This window comes from Rhodococcus sp. NPDC057529, from assembly GCF_042802055.1.
Lineage (GTDB): Bacteria > Actinomycetota > Actinomycetes > Mycobacteriales > Mycobacteriaceae > Rhodococcus_F.
In genome coordinates this window covers 374,787-395,747 of record NZ_JBHVEY010000003.1, presented here as the reverse complement: position 1 = coordinate 395,747, position 20,961 = coordinate 374,787, and the positions used below count along the sequence as shown (strand labels likewise).

The 20,961-nt window shown below is 64.7% G+C and carries 17 protein-coding genes and 1 pseudogene; 7 read left to right on the top strand and 11 right to left on the bottom strand.

Annotation, left to right across the window (positions count from 1 at the left end):
* Nucleotides 1-132 precede the first annotated feature (132 nt).
* The 4 genes from ACFU5V_RS07750 to ACFU5V_RS07735 are packed head-to-tail and all read right to left on the bottom strand — an operon-like array spanning nucleotide 133 to nucleotide 4,236.
* A complete protein-coding gene (locus tag ACFU5V_RS07750) occupies nucleotides 133-1,329 on the bottom strand; it encodes an acetyl-CoA C-acetyltransferase (protein ID WP_378698141.1) in 1,197 nt (398 codons plus the stop codon).
* 13 nt (nucleotides 1,330-1,342) lie between these two features.
* Nucleotides 1,343-1,795, bottom strand: a complete 453-nt coding sequence (locus ACFU5V_RS07745; protein WP_072944575.1) for a MaoC family dehydratase — start codon at nucleotides 1,793-1,795, stop codon at nucleotides 1,343-1,345.
* A gap of 44 nt (nucleotides 1,796-1,839) precedes the next feature.
* Complete coding sequence (locus ACFU5V_RS07740) at nucleotides 1,840-3,063, bottom strand: acetyl-CoA C-acetyltransferase (RefSeq protein ID WP_378431961.1); 1,224 nt, start codon at nucleotides 3,061-3,063, stop codon at nucleotides 1,840-1,842.
* Between the two features lie 3 nt (nucleotides 3,064-3,066).
* Nucleotides 3,067-4,236 (bottom strand): acyl-CoA dehydrogenase family protein, encoded by a 1,170-nt coding sequence (locus tag ACFU5V_RS07735; protein WP_218271203.1) that lies wholly within the window; start codon nucleotides 4,234-4,236, stop codon nucleotides 3,067-3,069.
* Nucleotides 4,237-4,465: 229 nt separating this feature from the next.
* Between ACFU5V_RS07735 and ACFU5V_RS07730 the strand changes: the two genes are divergently transcribed.
* Genes ACFU5V_RS07730 through ACFU5V_RS07720 form a run of 3 tightly spaced genes read left to right on the top strand, consistent with a single transcriptional unit; the run spans nucleotide 4,466 to nucleotide 6,472 of the window.
* Nucleotides 4,466-4,828: a 4-coumarate--CoA ligase gene (locus ACFU5V_RS07730; protein ID WP_378698139.1), complete on the top strand. Its 363-nt coding sequence runs from the start codon at nucleotides 4,466-4,468 to the stop codon at nucleotides 4,826-4,828.
* Entirely contained in the window at nucleotides 4,825-5,568 is a 744-nt protein-coding gene (gene fabG, locus ACFU5V_RS07725) for a 3-oxoacyl-ACP reductase FabG (RefSeq protein ID WP_072944568.1), read from the top strand. Before ACFU5V_RS07730 ends, fabG begins: the two co-directional genes overlap by 4 nt.
* 34 nt (nucleotides 5,569-5,602) lie before the next feature.
* Nucleotides 5,603-6,472 carry a LysR family transcriptional regulator gene (locus tag ACFU5V_RS07720; protein WP_095861811.1) on the top strand — a complete coding sequence of 290 codons (870 nt, stop codon included), beginning with the start codon at nucleotides 5,603-5,605 and terminating at the stop codon, nucleotides 6,470-6,472.
* On the opposite strand, the gene ACFU5V_RS07715 is transcribed toward ACFU5V_RS07720, so the two are convergent.
* The gene (locus ACFU5V_RS07715; RefSeq protein WP_378698137.1) at nucleotides 6,412-7,305 is read right to left on the bottom strand and encodes a LysR family transcriptional regulator; all 894 of its coding nucleotides are present in this window, start codon (nucleotides 7,303-7,305) and stop codon (nucleotides 6,412-6,414) included. The two genes, ACFU5V_RS07720 and ACFU5V_RS07715, sit on opposite strands and share 61 nt — an antisense overlap.
* A 19-nt stretch (nucleotides 7,306-7,324) precedes the next feature.
* Between ACFU5V_RS07715 and ACFU5V_RS07710 the strand changes: the two are divergent.
* Together ACFU5V_RS07710 and ACFU5V_RS07705 are read left to right on the top strand one after the other, a co-directional pair.
* A pseudogene (locus tag ACFU5V_RS07710) lies at nucleotides 7,325-7,903 on the top strand (transposase); the annotation flags it as partial.
* Between the two features lie 342 nt (nucleotides 7,904-8,245).
* Nucleotides 8,246-11,287, top strand: a complete 3,042-nt coding sequence (locus tag ACFU5V_RS07705) for a protein kinase (protein WP_378698135.1) — start codon at nucleotides 8,246-8,248, stop codon at nucleotides 11,285-11,287.
* Between the two features lie 164 nt (nucleotides 11,288-11,451).
* On the opposite strand, the gene ACFU5V_RS07700 is transcribed toward ACFU5V_RS07705, so the two are convergent.
* The gene (locus ACFU5V_RS07700; protein WP_378431965.1) at nucleotides 11,452-12,489 is read right to left on the bottom strand and encodes a LacI family DNA-binding transcriptional regulator; all 1,038 of its coding nucleotides are present in this window, start codon (nucleotides 12,487-12,489) and stop codon (nucleotides 11,452-11,454) included.
* A 98-nt stretch (nucleotides 12,490-12,587) separates the two neighbouring features.
* Here ACFU5V_RS07700 and ACFU5V_RS07695 point away from each other — a divergent pair, with 98 nt between their 5' ends.
* Nucleotides 12,588-14,039, top strand: coding sequence for an amidase (locus ACFU5V_RS07695; protein WP_378698133.1), 1,452 nt, complete (start codon nucleotides 12,588-12,590; stop codon nucleotides 14,037-14,039).
* Between the two features lie 182 nt (nucleotides 14,040-14,221).
* Complete coding sequence (locus tag ACFU5V_RS07690) at nucleotides 14,222-15,055, top strand: fumarylacetoacetate hydrolase family protein (protein WP_378698130.1); 834 nt, start codon at nucleotides 14,222-14,224, stop codon at nucleotides 15,053-15,055.
* A 1,449-nt stretch (nucleotides 15,056-16,504) separates the two neighbouring features.
* Here ACFU5V_RS07690 and ACFU5V_RS07685 read toward each other — a convergent pair.
* From ACFU5V_RS07685 to ACFU5V_RS07665, 5 genes are read right to left on the bottom strand one after another with little or no spacing between them, the layout of a single operon-like run.
* Entirely contained in the window at nucleotides 16,505-16,960 is a 456-nt protein-coding gene (locus tag ACFU5V_RS07685; RefSeq protein WP_378698128.1) for a RidA family protein, read from the bottom strand.
* Nucleotides 16,954-18,174: a M24 family metallopeptidase gene (locus ACFU5V_RS07680; protein WP_378698126.1), complete on the bottom strand. Its 1,221-nt coding sequence runs from the start codon at nucleotides 18,172-18,174 to the stop codon at nucleotides 16,954-16,956. Before ACFU5V_RS07680 ends, ACFU5V_RS07685 begins: the two co-directional genes overlap by 7 nt.
* On the bottom strand, nucleotides 18,171-19,232 hold the full coding sequence (locus tag ACFU5V_RS07675; protein ID WP_378698124.1) for an Ldh family oxidoreductase: 1,062 nt from the start codon (nucleotides 19,230-19,232) through the stop codon (nucleotides 18,171-18,173). The genes ACFU5V_RS07680 and ACFU5V_RS07675 overlap by 4 nt, the downstream gene beginning before the upstream one ends.
* Nucleotides 19,232-20,053 (bottom strand): ABC transporter permease, encoded by an 822-nt coding sequence (locus tag ACFU5V_RS07670; RefSeq protein WP_378431974.1) that lies wholly within the window; start codon nucleotides 20,051-20,053, stop codon nucleotides 19,232-19,234. Before ACFU5V_RS07670 ends, ACFU5V_RS07675 begins: the two co-directional genes overlap by 1 nt.
* The gene (locus tag ACFU5V_RS07665; RefSeq protein WP_378431976.1) at nucleotides 20,050-20,949 is read right to left on the bottom strand and encodes an ABC transporter permease; all 900 of its coding nucleotides are present in this window, start codon (nucleotides 20,947-20,949) and stop codon (nucleotides 20,050-20,052) included. The genes ACFU5V_RS07670 and ACFU5V_RS07665 overlap by 4 nt, the downstream gene beginning before the upstream one ends.
* Between the last annotated feature and the right edge of the window lie 12 nt (nucleotides 20,950-20,961).

Below are 20,961 nucleotides of genomic sequence, written 5' to 3'. Positions count from 1 at the left end.
GGGGGGGCGGTTGTTTTTTGTTTCTCCCTTGTACCAGAGGGGGAGGGAAAGGGGGGGGAGAAGAGGCCTCCTCCTTTTCCCCCCCCCCCCCCCCCCACCCTCCCCCCCCCCCCACGCCAGGGTCAGCCGGGGTTAGACACCCTCGACGACGGCGGCCATACCCTGCCCACCGCCGATGCACATCGTGACGAGCGCCTTGCCGCCGCCCCGCCGCTTCAACTCGTGCAGCGCGGTGGTCGTCATCCGTGCGCCCGTGGCGCCGATCGGGTGCCCGAGCGAGATGCCGGACCCGTTGACGTTGAGGCGGTCCCCGTCCTCGAAGCCCCACTCCTTGAGGACCCCGAGCACCTGGCAGGCGAACGCCTCATTCAGCTCGATCAGCGTGAAGTCGTCGAAGCTCGCACCGGTGCGGCGGAACAGCTTCGACGCCGCCGCGACCGGACCGAGTCCCATCAGTCCCGGTTCACACCCGGCGGCGGCCCACCCGGTGAGGAAACCCATCGGTTCGAGCCCCAGTTCGTCGAGTTTGTCCTCGGCGACGACGAGCATCGACGACGCCGCGTCGTTCTGCTGACTCGCGTTGCCCGCGGTGACGACACCGTCCTTGACGACACTGCGCAGCCGTGCCAGCGACTCGGCGGTGGTGTCCGGGCGGATGCCCTCGTCACGCGCCACCACCGAGACGTTGCCCTTGCGGTCGGTGATCTTCACTTCGATCACCTCGTCGTCGAACTTGCCTGCCTCCCAGGCGGCGTGGGCCTTGGCGTGACTGTCGGCGGCGAACGCGTCGGATTCCTCGCGGCCGATTCCGCACCGTGTCGCGACATTCTCGGCGGTCTCGATCATTCCGCTGATCTTCCCGAACCGCCACTCCGGCTGGGAGCGCTCCCGGCCGCGGTCGAGGCGGTCGTAGAGGTTCAGCGATCCGGCGCGGGTGCCCCAGCGGGCCCCGGTCGTGTAGTGCTCGATGTTGCTCATCGACTCGACACCGCCGGCGAGGACAACGTCCGCGGCGCCGGTCTGCACCATCATCGACGCGGTCACGAGGGCCTGCAGTCCGGTGCCGCAGCGGCGGTCGGTCTGCAGTCCGGCGACGGAGATCGGCAGTCCCGCTTCGAGTGCGGCCCACCGTCCGATGCACGGGGCCTCGGAGTTGGCGTACGACTGCCCCATCGCGACGTCCTCGATGAGTTCGGGGTCGATGCCCGACCGTGCGACGGTCTCCTTGATGACGGCCGCCGCAAGGCTCTCGGCGGGTACGTCGCGCAGTCCGCCGCCGAAGCGACCGACGGCGGTGCGGACGGGGGCTACCAGTGCTGCTCTTCGCATGTTGTTCCTCGTTTCAGGCGACCAGGACGCGGACGGTCTCGGCGACGCACGCCGGCTTGTCCTCGCCCTTGATCTCGATGGTGTACTTGACGACGACCTGCGCGCCCTGCTTCGTGTGCTCGAACCCCGCGATCTCACCGCCGACCCGGATCGACGCTCCCACCTTCACCGGCTTCGGGAAGCGAACCTTGTTGAGTCCGTAGTTGATCACCAGCTTGGTGCCCTCGACCCGCATCAGGTCGGCCCCGAGCTTCGGCAGCAACGACAGCGTGAGATAGCCGTGGGCGATGGGGGCGCCGAACGGACCCTCGGCGGCCCGCTCAGGGTCGACGTGGATCCACTGGTGGTCGCCGGTGGCGTCGGCGAACACGTTCACGCGGTCCTGCGTGATCTCGAACCAGTCACTGTGGCCGAGATGTTCGCCGACTGCGGCTTCGACGTCGTCGATGTTCTGAAATACGCGCATGAGCTCTCTTCGTGTCGGCCCGATACCGGGCAGGGTGGGGACGGTCAGATGTTGACGTTCTCGAATACGGCTGCGATGCCCTGGCCGCCGCCGATGCACATCGTCTCGATGCCGTAGCGGGCCTGCCGCCGGTCCAGTTCGCGGAGCAGGTTGGCCAGGATGCGGCCACCGGTGGCGCCGACGGGGTGACCGAGCGAGATGCCGGATCCGTTGACGTTGAACCGGTCCCGCATGTCCGACTCGTCGAACTTCCACTCCCGTGCGCACGCCAGCACCTGCGCCGCGAACGCCTCGTTGATCTCGAGGAGATCGATGTCGTTCAGGGTGAGCTTCGCCCGAGTGAGGGCCTTGTCCACGGCCGGGACCGGGCCGATGCCCATCCGGTTCGGCTCCACGCCGGCCACGCCCCAGCTGACGAGCCGGGCGAACGGGCGCAGACCGAGACGTTCGGCGTTCTCGGGGGTGGTGACGATCGCGGCTGCGGCGGCGTCGTTCTGGCCGCACGCGTTGCCCGCGGTGACGGTCGCCTCCGGATCGACGCGTGACCGGATGGGCCGCAGCGCCGACAGCGATTCGACGGTGACGTCGCGGCGCGGGTGCTCGTCGATGGTGTGGACGACCGGATCCTTGCCGCGCTTGCCGGGCACCGTCACCGGGATCGTCTCGGCGTCGAACAGACCGCCGTCCTGCGCGCGGACCGCGCGCGCATGGGATTCGGCGGCGTACGCGTCCTGCTCCTCGCGGCTGATCGAGTACTCGCGGCGCAGGTTCTCCGCGGTTTCGATCATGCCGCCCTCGACGGGGAAGTTCACGCCGCCGGAGTTGGTGCGGGGCTTGGCCAGCCGGTCGTGGAACTCCACCGACGCGCCCTTGACGCCCCAGCGCATCCCGGTGCTGTAGAACTCGGTCTGGCTCATCGACTCGGCGCCGCCCGCGATCACCAGATCACTCATCCCGGTCTGCACCTGCATGGCCGCGTAGATCACCGCCTGGAGCCCGGAGCCGCACCGGCGGTCGAGCTGGATGCCGGGGACGGTGACGTCGAGACCGGCGTCGAGCGCAGCGATCCGGCCGATGGCCGCCGCCTCACCGTTGGCGTAGCCCTGACCGAAGATGACGTCGTCGATGTCCTCGGACGTCAGCGACGTCCGCTCGATCAGTCCCTTCAGCACCGTCGACGCCAGGGTGGTGACGGGGACGTCGCGGTAGATGCCACCGAATCCCCCGACCGGGGTGCGGACAGGCTCACAGATCACTGCGTCGAACATGGGTCAGAGCGCTTTCTTGGCTTCGCGGACGAGTCCGCCGCCGATGATCAGGCGCTGAATCTCGCTGGTGCCCTCGTACAGGCGCAGCAACCGGACCTCACGGTAGATCCGTTCCACCGGAACGTCTCTCATATATCCGCTTCCGCCGTGGACCTGCACCGCCAGGTCGGCGACCTTGCCTACCATTTCCGTGCAGTACAGCTTCGCGACGGACGGGGAGATCCGGCGGTCCTCGCCGCTGACGTACTTCTGCGCCGCGTCCCGGACCAGCGCGCGGCCCGTGGACACGCCCACCTGCTGGTCGGCGAGCATGGCCTGCACCAGTTGGAAGTCGCCGATCGGGGTGCCGCCCTGCTTCGTGACCGCCGCGAAGGCGACGGACTCGTCGAGCGCACGCTGGGCGCTGCCCACCGAGAGCGCCGCGATGTGGACGCGGCCGCGGGCGAGAGACGTCATGGCGGCGCGGTAGCCGGCTTCCTCACTGCCGCCGACCAGCGCGGACTCGCCGACGACGACGTCGTCGAACGCCACCTCGGACGTCCAGGCACCTTCCTGGCCCATCTTCTTGTCCTTCGGCCCGACCACCACACCGGCGGTGTCGGCGGGGACGAGGAACACCGCGATGCCGGTGCCGGTCTCGTCGGCGGGACGGGTGCGCGCGAACACGACGAACAGATCGGCCAGCGGCGCGTTCGTGATGAACCTCTTGGTGCCGTTGATCGTCCACTTGCCGTCCTTCAGGACGGCGCGCGTGGTCAGGCCCGCCGGGTTCGATCCGGCCTCCGGCTCGGTCAGCGCGAACGAGGCGACCACGTCGCCGGACGCGATGCGCTCGAGCCATTCCGACTTCTGCTCGTCCGTACCGAAGTTCACCAGCACCTGGCCGGCGATCCCGTTGTTGGTGCCGAACATCGACCGCAACGCCAGGCTCGTGTACCCGAACTCCATCGCCATTTCCACGTCCTGCGTGAGGTCGAGTCCGAGCCCGCCCCACTGCTGCGGGATGGCGTACCCGAACAGACCCATCTCCGCCGCCTTACGGCGAATGTCGTCCGGAATCAGATCCTTTTCCGCGATTTCATTTTCCCTGGGAATTACTTCCTTCTGAATAAAGGTCCTCGTCTGCGCGAGAATGTCCTTGAAGTCTTCGTCACTCACTTCGCGTTCAGCCATAAGGTGAATATCCAGCAACCGAGCCGCGCTGTCAAGCGCGCCTCCGAACGAGAACTCGCAGCGCAAAGGCTATTTACGACCCATAGGAAGAAGGCAACTGTCGGTTTCCTTCCGCGTCTTTGACCACGGCCGTCCGAGGCACTTGAATAGATGTCGACCGCCCGGATTTCCATTTCGGGCATATTCGCGAACAAACAAACTCCCGGCGAGATGGAATTCGATATTCGACATGGTTGGCAGACCCGAGGATGCACTCCTCTACAAGGGCTACACCGTCGATCCGCACGAACTCGAACGGTTGCTGCTGTCACGGCGGGGCGTTCTCGACGCCGTGGTGGTCGGCCGCTCCGTCCCCGAGGTCGGAGAGATGCCGGTCGCGTTCGTGGTGACCGACGCAGCGCACCCGACCGCCGAGGAACTGATCGAGTTCGTGGCCGCCGCGGTGCCGCCGTACAAGAAGGTGCGGGAAGTGGTGTTCGTCGACGAATTGCCCCTGTCCCCGCGGGGTGCGGTCCTGCGGTCCGCGCTGCGCAACCGCCTGACCCCGCACGCCGAAGACGTTCGTACAACTGAGGAAGGAACACGCACATGACACTTCTCGAGGGACGGGTCGCCGTCGTCACGGGCGCAGCCCAGGGCATCGGTTTCGAGATGGCCAGGAAGTTCGCGAGCGAGGGCGCATCGGTCGTCCTCGGCGACATGCATGCCGACAACGTGAAGGGCGCGGCCGCCAAGCTCGAGGCCGACGGCTTCCAGGCCGTCGCCGTGGCCTGTGACGTGACCGACCCGGATCAGATGCAGAACCTGGGCAAGACGGCGCTCGACAGTTTCGGCGCGATGGATGTGTGGGTCAACAACGCCGGCATCACCCGCGACGCGACGCTGCGCAAGATGTCGCTCGCCGATTTCCGCTCCGTCATCGACGTGCACCTGCAGGGCGCGTGGCTGGGCACCCAGATCGCGTCGATCGCGATGCGGGAGGCGGGCAAGGGCTCGATCGTCAACATCTCGTCGATCTCGGGCAAGGTCGGCATGGTCGGGCAGACCAACTACAGCGCCGCGAAGGCCGGCATGGTGGGCCTGACCAAGGCCGCGGCGAAGGAGGTCGCCCACCTCGGCGTGCGGGTCAACGCGATCCAGCCCGGCGTGGTGAACACCGACATGATCCGCGCCCTGCGCGCCGACATCATCGAGGCGAAGCTCAAGGAGGTCCCGATGGGCCGGGGCGCCGAGCCCGAGGAGATCGCGAACGTTGCGCTGTTCCTCGCGTCCGACCTGTCCAGCTACATGACGGGCACTGTCCTCGAAGTCACCGGCGGACGTCACATCTGACAGCCGGCGCGACTTCACGCAGTAGTCTTCACTGGTGGAGTCGCGTCACGTGGAGTATTTTCTCGCCACCGTCGACAACGACGGCCTCGCGCTCGCGGCCGAGGCCCTGGGCGTCACGAAGCCGTCGTTGTCGAAGGGGCTGCGCAATCTCGAGCGTGACCTCGGTGTCGACCTGTTCCACCGCGTGGGCCGCGGCCTCGTGCTCAGCGCGGCGGGCAAGGCGTTCGTCGGTCCTGCGCGGCAGATCGTGCGAGACCTGGTGGCGGCCGAGAGCTCGTTGGTCGACGTGTCGGGTCTGCCGCGCGGCCGCCTCGACATCTGCGCGTCGGCGCACGTCGCGGAAGGCCCTGTCACGGAACTGATCGGGTCCTTCCGCAAGCAGTATCCGGGTGTCGTCGTCCGGCTCGCAGACCTGCGTCCGGTCGATGTCGTCGCGTCGCTGATCCGCGACGGTCACTGCGAGATCGCCTTCAGTCATTTCCCTTTTTCCGCACCGGGATTGACGACCCGCGTCCTCGGAATCCACGAATACTGGCTGGTGGTTCCGCACGACGCCGAGATCGTGTGGCGGGATCCGTTCCCGCTCGACGACCTTCCGGACATTCCCGTGGTGGGGCTGCCCAAGGAATCGTCTTCGCGCACCGTCATCGAGAAGGCGCTGCAGGCGGCGGGGAGGCGGACGACCCTGTCGGCCGTCGTCGAGCAGCGGGAAGCCGTCGGCGCGTTCGTCGTCGAGGGTGTCGGAATGTCGTTCATGGAACGCACCCTCGCGGAACGGGCCGCAGGCGGCGGAGCACGGATCTGCCCACTCGACCCGCCGATCACCGCCCCGTACGGGGTGATTTACGACGAGGCCAGGCTGTCGCCTGCCGGGCGCGCGTTCCTCGGCACGCTCGCGCCGTGAGTCTCGTCGAGCGCAGTGATGAACGCCGCCGCGGCGGGCGGAAGCGGATCCGGCCGGTGGACGATCCCGACGGTGCGCACCTCGGGCGGTGCGAGCGACCGGACCACGACGCCCGGTAGTTCCTGTTCGGCGACGCGCCGCGGGAGCAGTGTGGCCCCCGCCCCCTGGACCACCAGTTCCCACATCGACTGGCGATGCGCACATTCGACGGCGATGTTGTTCACCGGCAGTCGTGGCCGCGACCCGATCTCGACGATCATCGGAATGTCGGCGAGCAGACCGACGGGCACCGGATCGGGGAGTTCGATCGCCAGGTCGGCGTGCAGTGCGAGCACGATCTCCTGCTCCCCCACCGTCCGGAACTCGAGACCCTGCTGGTCGACGAGCGGTTCGGTGAGCCCGAGGTCGCACTCCCCCGACCGGACCGCGCGGCCGACGCCGTCGGGACCGTCCGCCGACGCCGTGGACAGGACCACACTCGGGAACTGTCGGTGGAATCGGCCGACCAGACGCGGAAGCGGATCGGCGGCAAGCGAATTGAGAACGGCGATCGTGAGCGTGCCGGACCGCAGTTCGGCGACGTCGTGCACGACGGCCCGCGCCCGCTCGACATCCGCGAGCACCTGCCGCGCCGCATGCGCGAACGACGCGCCCGCCGGGGTGATCCGCAGTTTCCGTCCCCCGCGATCGAACAGTTCGACACCCAGATCGCGTTCGAGAGTGCGGATCGCCTGCGACAGCGACGGCTGCGCGATGAACAGCGCTCGCGCAGCCTCGGTGACGCTGCCGTGATCGGCCACGGCGACCAGGTATTCGGCGTCCCGGATGTCCACCACCCGAGTCTAGCGACCATGGGGTCCGGGGCGGCCAGCCGTCGCCCGCGTCGTCTCCGCGGCGTGGCGGGCATGGAACGACCAGCGCGTGACCCTCGAGGCGATCTGCTGGCAATTCCGCACCGGTTCGCCGTGGCGGGACATTCCCGACGAGTTCGGGGCCTGGCAACCGATCTGGGAACGCCACCAGCGCTGGTCGATCGACAGAACCCACGAGGCGATGGTCCACGCCGTGCACGCGACCAACGACGTCGGCGACGACGCACTGGCGGCTCTGGTCTCGATCGACTCGACCAGCGTGCCGGCCCACCAGCACGCGGCGAAGATCCATGTCCTCGTCGACGGCACGTCCATCCGCCTCGGGAACGCCGCAGGGCGTGATCGATGCGAGTGCTCCACGATCCCGGAACGTTGCGATCAGACCGCACGACGGAAGGAGAAGGGCTCCCAGGGTGGACGGCCACCGGCCTTCGATCCCGCGCTCTACCGACACCGAAACACCGTCGAGTGTGGTTTCAACTGACTCGAGCACTGTCGCGGTGGGGCAACCCGTTACGACAAGGACGCCTTGACCTACCTCGGCGGCGTACTCCTCGCCTCAACAACACAACCGATCGGCCGCGCAATTGGCAGACAGAACGTAGAACCACATGCAGCACATGCGTGCCGGAACACCGCCCATCGCCGTGCCGCATGGATGGTGGACGCTAGGCAGAGTTGGCGAACTGCAAGAGCCATCGCAAACCGACCGCTCTTGACGTCCGATCTTCCGGGGAGGTCCCCTACCACCGCCTCCGCATATCGCACGCCGAGCAAGCGAGGCTGGCAATATGATGGGTATCGACCTTGACAATGCAATCGGTCACTGTCGACAGCAACTGGTGAGGTGACGGCCGTGAAAGCGTCCCTGACGTCGCGGTTTGAGTAGACAGGTCACACGATGACCGACGATCCTGAGGCAACTCAGCGCGATGTCCGCCGCATGAGAGCAACGGATTTCGATGTTCAGGGATTGAATAACCCCGTCGAGATCGGTCGCGGAGGTTTCGGGGTGGTGTACCGCTGCGATCAGCCTGCCCTCGACCGCGTGGTCGCGGTCAAAGTCCTCGACGCCGACCTCGACGACGAGAACCGGTCCCGGTTTCTGCGCGAGCAACGGGCCATGGGGCGGCTGACCGGGCACCCGAACATCGTCAATATCTTCCAGGTCGGCGCCACCGATAGCGGGCGCCCTTACATCGTGATGCAATATCACCCTCGGGACTCTCTCGATCGACTGATCCGAGAGCACGGTCCCCTCCCGCTGGACCAGGCGTTGCGGCTCGGGGTGAAGATGGCCGGAGCGCTCGAGACCGCGCACCGTCAGGGCATCGTGCACCGCGACGTCAAGCCCGGGAACATTCTGATCACCGACTACGACGAGCCGCAATTGTCCGATTTCGGTATCGCGCATGTCGCAGGCGGGTTCGAGACCACCTCGGGAGCGGTGACCGGGTCGCCGGCATTCATCGCGCCTGAAGTCCTGGGTGGGGCAGCACCTTCGGTGGCTGCGGACATCTACAGCTTGGGCGCGACACTGTTTTGTGCTCTCACCGGTCACGCCGCGTTCGAACGCCGCAGCGGTGAACAGCTCGTCGCTCAGTTTCTGCGGATTACGACCGCCCCGACGCCGACTCTCGGCGAACACGGCATTTCCGAAGACGTCAGCGCGGTTATCGAGCGCGCGATGGCGGTCGCTCCGGGGGATCGGTACGGTTCGGCCGCCGAACTCGGTGATCAGCTCAGACTCGTCCAGGACCGGCACGGCTTTGCCCTGGACGACATTCTCGTGCGGACTGAACCAGGCAGCTCTCGCCCACTCGGCTTGGGTTCCAGCCCCGCGCCCGTTTCCACCGGGCCTTCCACGGGGCTCGTTGGCAAGGGCAATATCCCTGCCGAGCTCACCAGTTTCGTCGGCCGCCACACCGAGCTCAGCGAGATCAAGAGCCTGCTATCCGCATCACGTCTGGTGACGATGACCGGTATCGGCGGTGTCGGCAAGACGCGGTTGGCGCTACGTGTGGCGGCGAAGCTGGCACCCGGTTTCCAGCACGGCGCGTGGCTGGTGGAACTGGGGGAACTCACCGACGAATCTCTGCTCAGCGACGTGGTAGCCGCGACGTTGGGTATTCGAGAAGCTCCGGCAACGACGCGCACCGACGCTCTGATCGAATTCCTCCGCGCTCGAAATCTCCTGCTGATAATCGACAACTGCGAGCATCTCATTGACGCGGTCGCCGAGCTAGCCGAAACAGTGCTGCGGTCGTGCCCCGACGTGCGCATTCTGGCGACCAGTCGAGAGCCCCTCGTCATCGGCGGTGAAGCGGTGTTCCGGGTTCCCCCGCTGACCGTGCCCGGTCGTGATCATGCGCCCGGTCCGCACACGCTGCCACGGTCGGACGCCGTCGCCCTTTTTACCGAGCGTGCGAAGGTGCGGGTGCCGACCTTCGAGGTCACCGGCACCAATGCACACGCTGTCTACGACATTTGTGATCGCCTCGACGGATTGCCGCTCGCAATCGAACTGGCGGCCGGCCGACTGCGGGCCATGTCCGTCGAACAGCTACGGGAGCGGCTGTCTACGCGTTACACCATTCTCACGCAACACAACCGAAGCGCGCCGAATCGCCAACAGACTCTACGACTGTCCATCGACTGGAGTTACGAGCTGTGCACAGCGGAGGAACAGAGCACGTGGTGGCGACTGTCGACCTTTGTCGGCGGTTTCGACCTCGATGCCGCCGAGAAGGTCTGCGGTGCGGGCCGAGGCGACGACGAAATTCTCGACCTGCTGACGTCATTGGTCGACAAGTCGATCTTGATCAGGGAGGACACTGGCACTACGGTGCGGTTCCGTTTGCTCGAGACGCTACGGGATTATGGGCGGGCACGCGCCGAGCAAGCAGGCGAAACTGACGCCCTGAGCCGGCGCCACCGAGACTGGTGCGAAAGAATGGTGCTGGACGCGGAATCGCACTGGATCAGTGCGCGCCAACTCGAGTTCGTCGACCAGCTCGAGAGGGAGTTGCCGAACATCCGTGGGGCCCTCGAATACTGTGTCGCTCACGATGTTGACAATGGTATCCGGATTGCTGCTGCGCTGTTTCCGTTCTGGAACCTACGAGGGATGTTCAGCGAAGGGCGCCGATGGCTCGATCGGCTCCTGGACGCCGAGGATGGCGATCTCACGGCCGACCGAGTCAAGGCGTTGTTCTCTGCCAGCCTCTTCGCACAGATACAGCGCGATTTGGAAACCGGATTCATCCGGGCCGCCCAGGCTCGTGAAGCAGCTGACACACTTGACGATCCACGGGCACGTGCACTGGCCACCCACGCAGCCGGTCTGCTCGCGCTCGCCGGCGGCGATCCTGATGGTGCCTGCACCGCCTTGACCAGATCCCTGGAGGGGTTCACTACCACCGCCAGTGAACCCGTGTTCGTGGTGGACGCATACGTGGTGTTGGGTTTGGCCTCCGATCTGGCCGGTGACTTCGACCGGGCGATCCAGTGCTTCGAGCAGGCACTGATGACGACCGAGTCGGCAGGTGAAAAGGCTTATCAGGGATTCGCCCGCTGGTCGTTATCCATCACGATGTGGCGCCTCGGAGACCGGCACCGCGCGACCACGTTGCTGCAGCAGGGCCTGCGCACAAGTCATCGAATCGACCCGCTGGGTACAGCCATGTTTCTCGAGGCATTGGGGTGGACCGAAGTGCAGGGTGGGCGCTATCGACGGGCCGCCGTGCTGCTGGGAGCTGCCACCGAGATTGCCGAATCAAAAGGCGCTGTGGCTTTCCTGTATCCGCATCTAGCGACCTATCATGAACAAGCTTATGAAGGATGTCGTATTGCATTGGGTGACATCATTTTTGAAGAGATCTTTCAGTCCGGTCGCCGGATGGAGTACGAGAGAGCGGTCGATTACGCGCTGACGGAGGGATGAAGCTACCGGTATCGCAGTCCGCGTTCTCTGTCGGCGAGGGAGAGCGGGATGGGGCGGCCCGGTTAATAGGCCGCTTTTCGAACAACAGGCCGGATGTCCCCCATGAGGAAACGTCGAGCTTGTGAGTGCTCGTCTCGACGGTTCTCAATCCCCTCCCGACTATGTCAGCTCGCTACGCCGTCACCAACCGTTTGATCGGCACACTCCGATACTGCCGGCGCCGAGGCGCGGATCGCGAGGTCCATCGGGATCAGCGTGGAAGGGGGAGGCGTTTTGCCCCGGATCAGGTCGATGATCGTGGTGACTGCCATTTCGGCTGACGTGACGGGGTGCTGAATCGCAGCGGAGATGGGCGGCTGCACTCGCTCGAGGTCTGGAGACTCCACCATGCTTGCGAGGCGTACGTCGGTTGGGATCCGGTATCCCGCAGACTTCAAGGCACGGTGGATCGACAGGGTTATTCGCTCGTTGGCGCCCAGAATCAGGTCCGGCGGTTCGTGCTGCATCAGCCGTGCGACCACCGGGTCGATCTCCTCGCCCTCGACCGATTCGACCGTATGGATGATGGGATACCCGGGAGCGTGCCCGCGCCAGGAGTGGACTCCCGAGTTGATGTCCTGCAGGTACGACTTCTGCGTCGGAAGAGTGACAAGAGCGACACGATCGCCCGGGTGCGCCACGGCCTGGAGCAGCTTGAGCGCACCGTTGGTTTGATCGTCATCGATCCACGGTTCCGGACCGCCCGTCAGATCGCGCCCCACGGTCACCAGCGGAACCCGTTGGTTGCGGAGGGTGGCAAGCACCTGGTCGTCACGTAGCGGATCGACGACGATGACTCCGTCGACGGGGAAGCTCACCGGAGTCAAACCCTCAGGATCGGGAGGGAGCATTACCAGTGCGTACCCGCGGTCCAATGCAAACTCAGCCGCCTTCGTCTGCAGCTGAATCCAGTAGTTCACGGTCGAAACGCTGGCGGCTGCTGCGGGCACCAGAACGAATCCCAGGAACCCCACTCGTTGGTTACGAAGTCCCCGCGCCAGAGCACTAGGGCGGTAGCCCAGTCGATCAGCCACCTCCCGTACGCGCAGCCTTGTCTCCATCGGCAGCCGCCCCTTTCCGCTGAGCGCATCAGAGACCGTCGTCGGCGACACGCCGGCGGCGGAAGCAACGTCCTTGATGCTGGGTCGAGGTGCTCGAGTCATGCCCTGAGCCTACTTGACTATCGGCAGGTTTGGAGAAACGATTCTGCACATGACTCGATACGCATCACCGGTGCACCACTGGACGGAGACCGTTACCCATGAGTGAGCCATTGTGGGATTCCGCAGCGACACTGGCTGCCGATGTAAAGTCAGGCCGTCGAACGGCCGTCTCTATCGCGACGCAAGCCCTCGCCCGTAGCAGAAGTGTCCAGAAGCGTCTGAACTGCTTCGCAGAGATCGCGGACGACTACGCTCTCGAGGCCGCATCAGCGATCGACCAGAAGCGTGCACGCGGCCTCAGTCTGGGCCCGCTCGCCGGTGTTCCGATCGCAATCAAGGACTCCACACCCGTTGCCGGGCTGGGCATGCGGTCCGGAAGTCGCGCGTATGCCGACGTGGTGGCAACCCGTGACTCGGTACTCGTCCACCGACTCCGAGCCGCAGGCGCGATTATCGTGGGGAAGACGACTCTGTCGGAGGTCGCCTACTCGAGTTTCTGCGACAGCCCCTTGACAGGAGTCACCCGTAACCCGTGGAACCCAGACACCACCCCTGGCGGATCCTCTGGAGGCTCGGCTGTCGCCGTCGCTACTGGATGCGTGACGTTTGCCGAGGGAACAGACATGGGAGGGTCGGTTCGGATCCCCGCCTCTTTTACGGGCCTCATCGGGATCAAACCGTCAGCGGGTCGAATCCCCAACGACGACCAGCCGTCCTTGATGGACGACATCGCCCACCACGGGTTGCTTGCCCGATCCAGCGAGGACCTGGTGCGAGGCCTCACCGTTGCCTTCGGGCCCGATGCAACAGACCCCCTCACGCTCGGCAAAGCTCACGTCTCGTTCGACCCGCCAGGGTCCGTGGAGGGCCTGCGAATCGCCGTCTCATCCGATCTCGGGTTTTTCAGCGTCGAGCCGTACGTGGTGGAGAGGCTGGAAGCCGCTGCCGCGATCCTCGCCGCCGCGGGTGCCATCGTGACCCGCTCCGCGCCGGAATGGAACCGGGGCATGGCCGACGCATGGGTTCGGCACTGGCATGTTCACCTGGCCGCACACTACGGCTCAGACCTGCAGCGCGTCCAGGACGACGTGGACCCTCGGCTGTGGTCGATCATCACGAATGCCAAGAAGTATTCGGCCGTCGAGCTCAAAGAGGATGAGCATCTGCGTACGCTGCAGTGGAAGCGAATGGCCACGTTCTGGGAAACCGCCGATGTACTCCTGTCACCGACGATGAGCCGCACCGCCGTTGCGGTGGAGGGGGACGACGCCAGCTATCACAAGGTCACGGATGACGGCCGCAAACATGGTCTAGACCTGACGTCAATGTTCAACTGGGTCCCGTGGTGTCCTGCGGTCAGTGTGCCCGCGGGGTCCGGCCCCGATGGTCTCCCCGTCGGCGTGCACATTGCGGCTCAGCCATTCCGGGACGACGTCGCGCTCAACGTTGCCCGAGTCATCGAAGCGGCCCTCGGGGTACCCGCGCCTCCGGACTCCTGGATGGACACGGCGAGGGTCGTGACCCGAGCGGCGAGCCACGCCCGCAGGTGACAGGCCCAAACTGCTCGTAGCGCGGGCCCGATGGCTGACCGCCCCTCCCGACTCAACTCGATACCTGCCGCATCCCGGTGGGCCGGCACACACGAGTAAGGCTGCCGAATCGATACGGCAGGCGAACAACCGACTGCAGTCATACCGCTAGCTGACTTTTGGAAGACAAAACTGGAGGAACAATGAGATACGCCACACTGCGCCTTGCCGCAGGCACCCGCGCAGGCCGTTTGGTCGACGATCAGTGGATACTTCTCGATGCGCCCGATGTGGGAGCGTTGCTTCGAGGCGCCTCCGGCGAACCAACCGGTGGGACGGTCGCGGTCACGGATGCAGACCTCGCTCCTGTCGTCCCCACGCCTGGGAAGATCATGTGTATCGGACACAACTATGCGAGACATGTCCGGGAGATGGGCCGCGCGCTACCCGAGTACCCGACTGTATTCGCCAAGTACTCCGACTCGCTCATTGGTGCGCACGATCCCATTACCCTCCCCGCCGAGTCGGACTCGGTCGACTGGGAGGCCGAACTGGCCGTGGTGATCGGGCGAGTCGCGCGAAGGGTCGACCCGTCGACTGCTCTGGACTACGTCGCGGGCTACACGATCTTGAACGACATCTCGATGAGGGACTGGCAGAAGCGGACCACTCAGTGGCTGCAGGGAAAGACCTTCGAAGCGTCGACGCCCGTTGGCCCTATGATGGTCACCCCCGATGAGCTGCCTCCCGCATGCCAAGGTTTGAAGATCAGTTGCACGGTTGACGGCACCGAGGTTCAAAGCGATACCATCGGAGACTTCATCTTCGACATTCCGACCGTCATTTCCTACCTGTCGACCTTCATGACACTGCGCCCCGGCGATGTGATCGCCACAGGAACACCCGACGGTGTCGGTGTCGGCCGCTCGCCGCAGCTCTTCCTGCAAGAGGGTCAACGCTTGACCACGACTATTGAGGGCATCGGCGCGCTGGTCAACGACGTCGTCGGGGAACCCTCGCTGAGCATCGGTCGATAAGGGGGGCATCCACCAACGCGATGCACCCAAAATGCCCTGGGCTGCGCCAACAGTCGTGGGACGACACATCCACACAAGTTCGGCAATAGCGGTTCGTTCTTGGCCGGGCGGCGACGTCACCGGCCAGGGACCAACCGTGTCCGTAAAGGGGGGTGTCACACAATCAAAGATGGCGGCGCGTCCGGGTTCCGCGAACTCGATCGACGGACCTGTTTGGATGCATCAATTTAAGTCTACCGCTTCAGTTTTGGTCTTCGTTGATTCTGAGGGACGAGCGGGTCCGCACGAACCGGCGAGTGCAAACCCACAGAACGAGAGCGGCACAGGCTCACCGAAGGCGCGTCCGAAATTGTGGCTGTACCAGCATCGGGATCCACTTTGAAACGCTCGCCGCCCGCTGCCGAAGGCGTCGGGGTCCGGCGAGCGTCTAGCCTCCGTGCATGGTGACGGCTTGGCCGGTGAGGTAGCACGGAAGCGTGTGATGTTTCCGCGCGCAATCAGGACAAGGGATCGTGAAAGACCAAGCAGAGGGGGTGCCCCCGACGGGGCAGGTCCTGACTCCCATCGGGTGTCTCACCCCAAGCGGATGTGAGTAACGGCTACCCGACTGCTCTGCGTTGTCGTCGCCGTGGGAAGACTGAAATCCACTCCCGAGGGCGAGCCTCATCGGGCCCTGTCGACGGAGCTAGATTCGACCGTCGTGATCGCGGACAGGCCGTATATGTGCTCGGGACACGTAGCACCTTGTTGCAGTCGGGCCAACGCAGATCGCGCAGCTGATTGGAGGCGGCGATGGTACTCGCTGATGTCGATCGCGAACGCGGCTTCCACGTTCTCCGGAGCGGGGCCGCCGAGCGGCTCCCAGAGCAGTGCAAAGTCAAGAATGTCATTGTTGCTGTGGTTGTTCCACATTCTTCCTGCCTACGGTGTACCTGAACGTCAGCCGGAAGGGGCCATCCGTGACAGCTCCGCTGAGGGACTCACTGGATGGGAGAGGATCCTCCGGTTGGCCGGTGGTATGGGTATGCGCTCGCCAAGCTACGTGTCTCGTCCGTGGCACAATTCGATTCAGGGATGACTTGCCACAATCGCTCGATGAATCTGCACGTCGTCATACCGAAGTGCACAAGGATCTCCTCCTCGGTCGCGCCCCCGTATGGAGCCCACATACTGGCGAACTAGATAAGACGCTCGGCCTCGGCGTCAGGATGTGTGCGCTCACGGTTAGTTTCGATCCACGCCGTGCGACGCCTTTGTCGCCATCGGCGATACTCACGAGGATTCATAGAATTTCACAGATCTAACCGGGGCTGGGAAGTGTTCGGAACTGCAGGTGCCGTCGCCACGGCAACGAGGCTGAGGGGCCGAATCTCTGCGATCCGATCCGGCCCCTCAGGCTGACGCCGTTGCCAACCCGGCCTGACCCATTACCGAGTGGTTGCCGAAAACCTATCGCGGAGAGGTCGACAGGACAGCGATCGCATCGATCTCAATCACCGAACCAGGTGCAGCAAGGGCGCTGACCTCGACGAGGGTGCTCGCTGGGCGACACTCACCGAAGACTTCCTTGCGAAGCTCGTTGACCGGTCCGCGGTCGGCAATAGACGTGACGTATGTCGTGAGTGAGACGACATCGGAGATGTGGCCTCCTGCCGCGGTCAGGATCTGTCCGAGCCTGGTGAAGATCACATTTGTCTGCCCTGCGACGTCGTTCGGGTGTAGCACGGTTCCGTCGCTGTGTGATGCAAGCATTCCGGAGACGTATACGGTGTTTCCGGCGCGAACAGCATGGCTGAAATGCCCTCGCGGGGAAGGTACTTCATCACTGTTGACCTGCACTCGATGTGTCGTCACATTGCGTTCCTTTGACTGTGGATTAACTTCCATGGTGCGAAGGTTCACCACGGCCGCGAGGGTGCGGATTGGGTCAGAACTTCGAGGTGCCCTTCTCGCACGGCGACTACGTGCTCGAAGCCGGCGCCTTCTCCGGTCTCGCCGCCAAGGAAGCACTCGATCGCCAGGACCATGCCGGGCTCGATCGTCGTGTGTTCGAGGCGGGTAAGAAACGGTGCTTCGCATTCCAGTCCGAGGCTGTGTCCGATGAATGGGATCATCGCCCCGAAGCTCGAGCCGGCGCCGCCGTCGCGGCGTGCCAGCCATGCGGAGGCCCGGTCTTGCAGGGCTGACATCTGCACGCCGGGTTCCACGATTTCCGTCACATGTTCCACCAGGTCCACGGGGTCGCTCAGCAAGCGCGCTTGCGACGAGGTGGGCGCACCGCCGACCACTGTGGAACGGGTGAGGTCACAGAAGTATCCGTGCGCGATCGGCCCCCACACGTCGGCGTGAAAGAGGTCGCCGACTTCGAGGCGGCGCTGTGAGTCCCAGGTCGGCAACGCCTGACGATTACGGTATCGGTGCGAGCACGGGCCTGAGGAGACGGCCACGTCGTATGCCCAGCCGCCCGCCCCCGCAAGATATTTGAGACCTTCGCCGACGGCTTCGCCCTCGGTTGCGCCGGGCACTGCTGCCTGGAGAGTCCTCATCACCCACTCGCACCCGATGCGGCTCGCCTCTCGCAGCAGAGAGATTTCGTGTTCGGATTTCACCAGTCGAAGTCGCACCAGCAACTCGTCAGCGGGAATGAGCTTGGTCTCGGGTGATCCGAGTCCTTCTTCGAGTCCGCGGTGGTGCGTGTAGAGCAGGCCGCTCATTCCGATGAGTGCGATTCGCTTGCCGGCGAATCCCATCTCTCGTGCCGCCTTGCCGAGATCGCGATCGACGGATATCGACAGCTGCACCTGGCCTACTGGGATCGTCGAGGGGTCAGCGTCGTAGGAGTCGGTTACCAGCACCGTCGGTCGATCTCTGGTGATCACCAGTCCGGCATGGCCCCGCGCGGAGTGGATCTCGCTGTCCAGGATGTGGCTGACGGCGCTCAGATGACCGGTGAGGTAGAGCAGGTCGGCGCAACCGTCGACGTTGGTGGAGCCTCGCCCCCACACAATTGCCCCGTCGTAGCCTTCGCGGTCCAGTGCCTCGAGCAGTCGATGCTGTCGGTCGAGATACTCTGCGTGCGTGATCGGTTCGATGGTCGTTCCGGTTGCGACTGTGGTCACTTTTGGGCTCCAATGCTGCTGGTAGAAGGTAGAAGTGCTTGGATGTCGTTCCACACGCTTGTCGGGAGAGAGACGTGTTCTGCGGCGTCGCGACGGTTCCGGGACTCGGGGTCGCCAGGGGCGAGAACCGCGTCGAATCCGTCGGCGGGGGGGACTGCGTGGATGGCTTCGCGCAACTGGGAGGCTCGGGCCTGCACCCGGTCTGCGGTTACGAATGCGTCTCCGGCGATGACGAAGAGGAACAGGCCCGCGTCGCGGAAGCTGAGGCCTCCTGGTCCGTCGTCTCGGTAGTTGTCGGCGCCCGTCAGAACTCCTCCGAGCAGCTCGGACATGGTAGCCAGGGCAAATCCCTTGTGGGCTCCGAAGGTGCGTAGCGCACCTCCCCGTGTCAGCGCTTGCGGGTCGTCGGTTGGTCGGCCGTCCGCCTCGACGAGGCCCTCCACTGCCAGTTTCTTCCCCGCGTTTTGTGCGACCATCACCTTCCCGAGCGGCACCTCGGTGGTTGCGAAATCCATGACGACGGGATCCCCTGTCGTCGGGAAGGCTGCGGCGATCGGACTTGGTCCTAATAGCGGTCGACTCCCACCGAAGGGGACTGCAACCCCTGGCCCCCGCATTCCCCCGACGGTGGCGATGGCGACGCATCCGGACGCGGCGGCTCGTTCGACGTATGCGCCGAGCCGGCCGACATGGGTGCAACGGATGACCGCAGCGGCGGACGTTCCGTGTCGCTGTGCGCGGTCGACGGCAAGATCGGTAGCCAGGTAGGCGGCCGCGTGGCTGAATCCCCAATCCGCGGAGACCGTAATGGCGTCGTCATAGCTGTTGCCGCCGGTGATCTGTCTGGGGACGGAGTCGGGGCGTACGACGCCATCACGCACGTAACGTGAGTACCACGGTAGGCGGGCGAGGCCGTGCGAGGCGTGTCCGACCTGATCCGCCTCAACGAGATGGTTCCCGACGATCTCGGCGACATCGTTCGGGGCTCCGAGCGATTCGAGAATTTCCGCAGCCACGACCCGAGCGTCGGCAACTGCGACCTGAACGTTGTTCGACATCAAACCTCAACTTTTAGTAGACGTGCACGCCGCCGTTGGACCATGAGCGCTACGACGACTCCGGTTACGACGAAAGCGATCTCGACAGCCCCGATTGCTGCGACCGTCGGATCGATCTGGTCGGTCATGCTTTGGTAGATCTCCACGGGAAGGGTGCGCATTTGCGCCGTGGATAGGTACAGCCCGATTACCACCTCGTCGAGCGAGGACAAGAACGCGATCACCGCGCCACCGAGGACCGCCGGCCGAATCAGCGGGAAGGTCACCCGCCAGAAGGTGGTGAGCGGCCCCGCGCCCAAGCTTGCGGACGCTTTCTCGAGGTTCCGGTCGAACGTCTCGAGTGCAGCCGTCACGGGAATCACGACGAACGGCAATGTGAGGCCTGTATATGCGAGCACAAAACCCTGGTAGGTGCCCACCATCTGCCATCTCAGAAAGACGAGATAGACGCCGAGGCCGACGATGACGACGGGTGTGATTTGGGGTGCGAGCACTAGGAGTTTCATGGAACGCATGATTCGAGAGTTCGATCGCACCAAGGCAAACGACGCTGCTGTTCCGAGGACGGCGGCAAGGACGGCGGTGGCGGTGCCGATCACGAGCGAGTTCCGGGCTGCGGTGATCCACTTGGGATCGGACAGGGCGTCGTACCAGTCGAGTGACCACGATGTGGGAGGGAAGGCGAACGATTGTTGGCCCGTGAAGCTCAAACCCACCACGACGACGAGCGGAACGACCAGCCACAACGCAATGAAGACTACGATCACGGTGCGGATGAGCGTCGAGCGTGCCGTGGTTCCATCGGAGAGGATTCTGTTCACTGCTCCTGCCCCTTCCGGCGCCGAGTTGCCACTTGGACGATTGCTAGGACGAGCAGTGTGATCACCAGGAGCACCACGGCCATTGCTCCCGCTCGGCCGAATGCGGCCATCCGATCGAACTGCAACACCATGAGCTGGGACAACATGGCCTGCTGCGGTGACCCGAGCAGGGCCGGGGTGATGAAGAAGCCGAGCCCCAGTACGAATACGAGTACTGCACCAGCGGAGATTCCCGGGACCGACAGCGGTACGTACACCTGATAGAACGCCCTCAGTGGCGTCGCCCCCAGGCTTTGCGCTGCCAATATCAGGCGCCGATCGATCCCGCGGAGCACGGCATACAGGGGCAGGACCATATAGGGAAACAGCACGTGCGTCATGCCGATCATCACCGCCGTGGGAGTGCCGAGGAAGGTTTGCGGAGGGATTCCAACCGCAGCCAGCGAGCTATTGACCAACCCGTTCTGCTGCAACAGCACGATCCACGCGAAGTTCCGCAGCAGGATGCCTGCGAACATGGAAATGAGAACCGCTGCAATCATGAGTGTGCGCGTCGTCGCCGACACCAGCGTCATCGTGTATGCGTACGGATACGCGAGCAGCGTTGTCACGAGTGTGCAGATGAACGCCGTCATCAGAGTGCGGATCAGGATCGTGACGTTGGCGTCCGTCTGGAAGAACCAGAGAAAATTGTCCGCGCCGGCCACCTGCGGTGCACGAAAATCCGTGAACGCGGCCAGCAACATCGTTGCGGTGGGGTAGGCGAAGAACACCACCAGCACAACCGCTGCGGGAATGAACAGCGGCCATGTTCGGCCGCGCCGGCGAAGACGCCGCCGACTGTGGGGTTGAGGTGTGGGGCTGGACGTGGTCTCCACACCCGTTTCGTCGATCATTGTCACGTCAGA

Excerpts from the sequence above, each read along its gene's own strand:
- ACFU5V_RS07750 (WP_378698141.1), bottom strand. The coding sequence starts at position 1,329 with ATGCGAAGAGCAGCACTGGTAGCCCCCGTCCGCACCGCCGTCGGTCGC.
- ACFU5V_RS07745 (WP_072944575.1), bottom strand. The coding sequence starts at position 1,795 with ATGCGCGTATTTCAGAACATCGACGACGTCGAAGCCGCAGTCGGCGAA.
- ACFU5V_RS07740 (WP_378431961.1), bottom strand. The coding sequence starts at position 3,063 with ATGTTCGACGCAGTGATCTGTGAGCCTGTCCGCACCCCGGTCGGGGGA.
- ACFU5V_RS07735 (WP_218271203.1), bottom strand. The coding sequence starts at position 4,236 with ATGGCTGAACGCGAAGTGAGTGACGAAGACTTCAAGGACATTCTCGCG.
- ACFU5V_RS07730 (WP_378698139.1), top strand. The coding sequence starts at position 4,466 with ATGGTTGGCAGACCCGAGGATGCACTCCTCTACAAGGGCTACACCGTC.
- fabG (WP_072944568.1), top strand. The coding sequence starts at position 4,825 with ATGACACTTCTCGAGGGACGGGTCGCCGTCGTCACGGGCGCAGCCCAG.
- ACFU5V_RS07705 (WP_378698135.1), top strand. The coding sequence starts at position 8,246 with ATGACCGACGATCCTGAGGCAACTCAGCGCGATGTCCGCCGCATGAGA.
- ACFU5V_RS07700 (WP_378431965.1), bottom strand. The coding sequence starts at position 12,489 with ATGACTCGAGCACCTCGACCCAGCATCAAGGACGTTGCTTCCGCCGCC.
- ACFU5V_RS07695 (WP_378698133.1), top strand. The coding sequence starts at position 12,588 with ATGAGTGAGCCATTGTGGGATTCCGCAGCGACACTGGCTGCCGATGTA.
- ACFU5V_RS07690 (WP_378698130.1), top strand. The coding sequence starts at position 14,222 with ATGAGATACGCCACACTGCGCCTTGCCGCAGGCACCCGCGCAGGCCGT.
- ACFU5V_RS07675 (WP_378698124.1), bottom strand. The coding sequence starts at position 19,232 with ATGTCGAACAACGTTCAGGTCGCAGTTGCCGACGCTCGGGTCGTGGCT.
- ACFU5V_RS07665 (WP_378431976.1), bottom strand. The coding sequence starts at position 20,949 with ATGATCGACGAAACGGGTGTGGAGACCACGTCCAGCCCCACACCTCAA.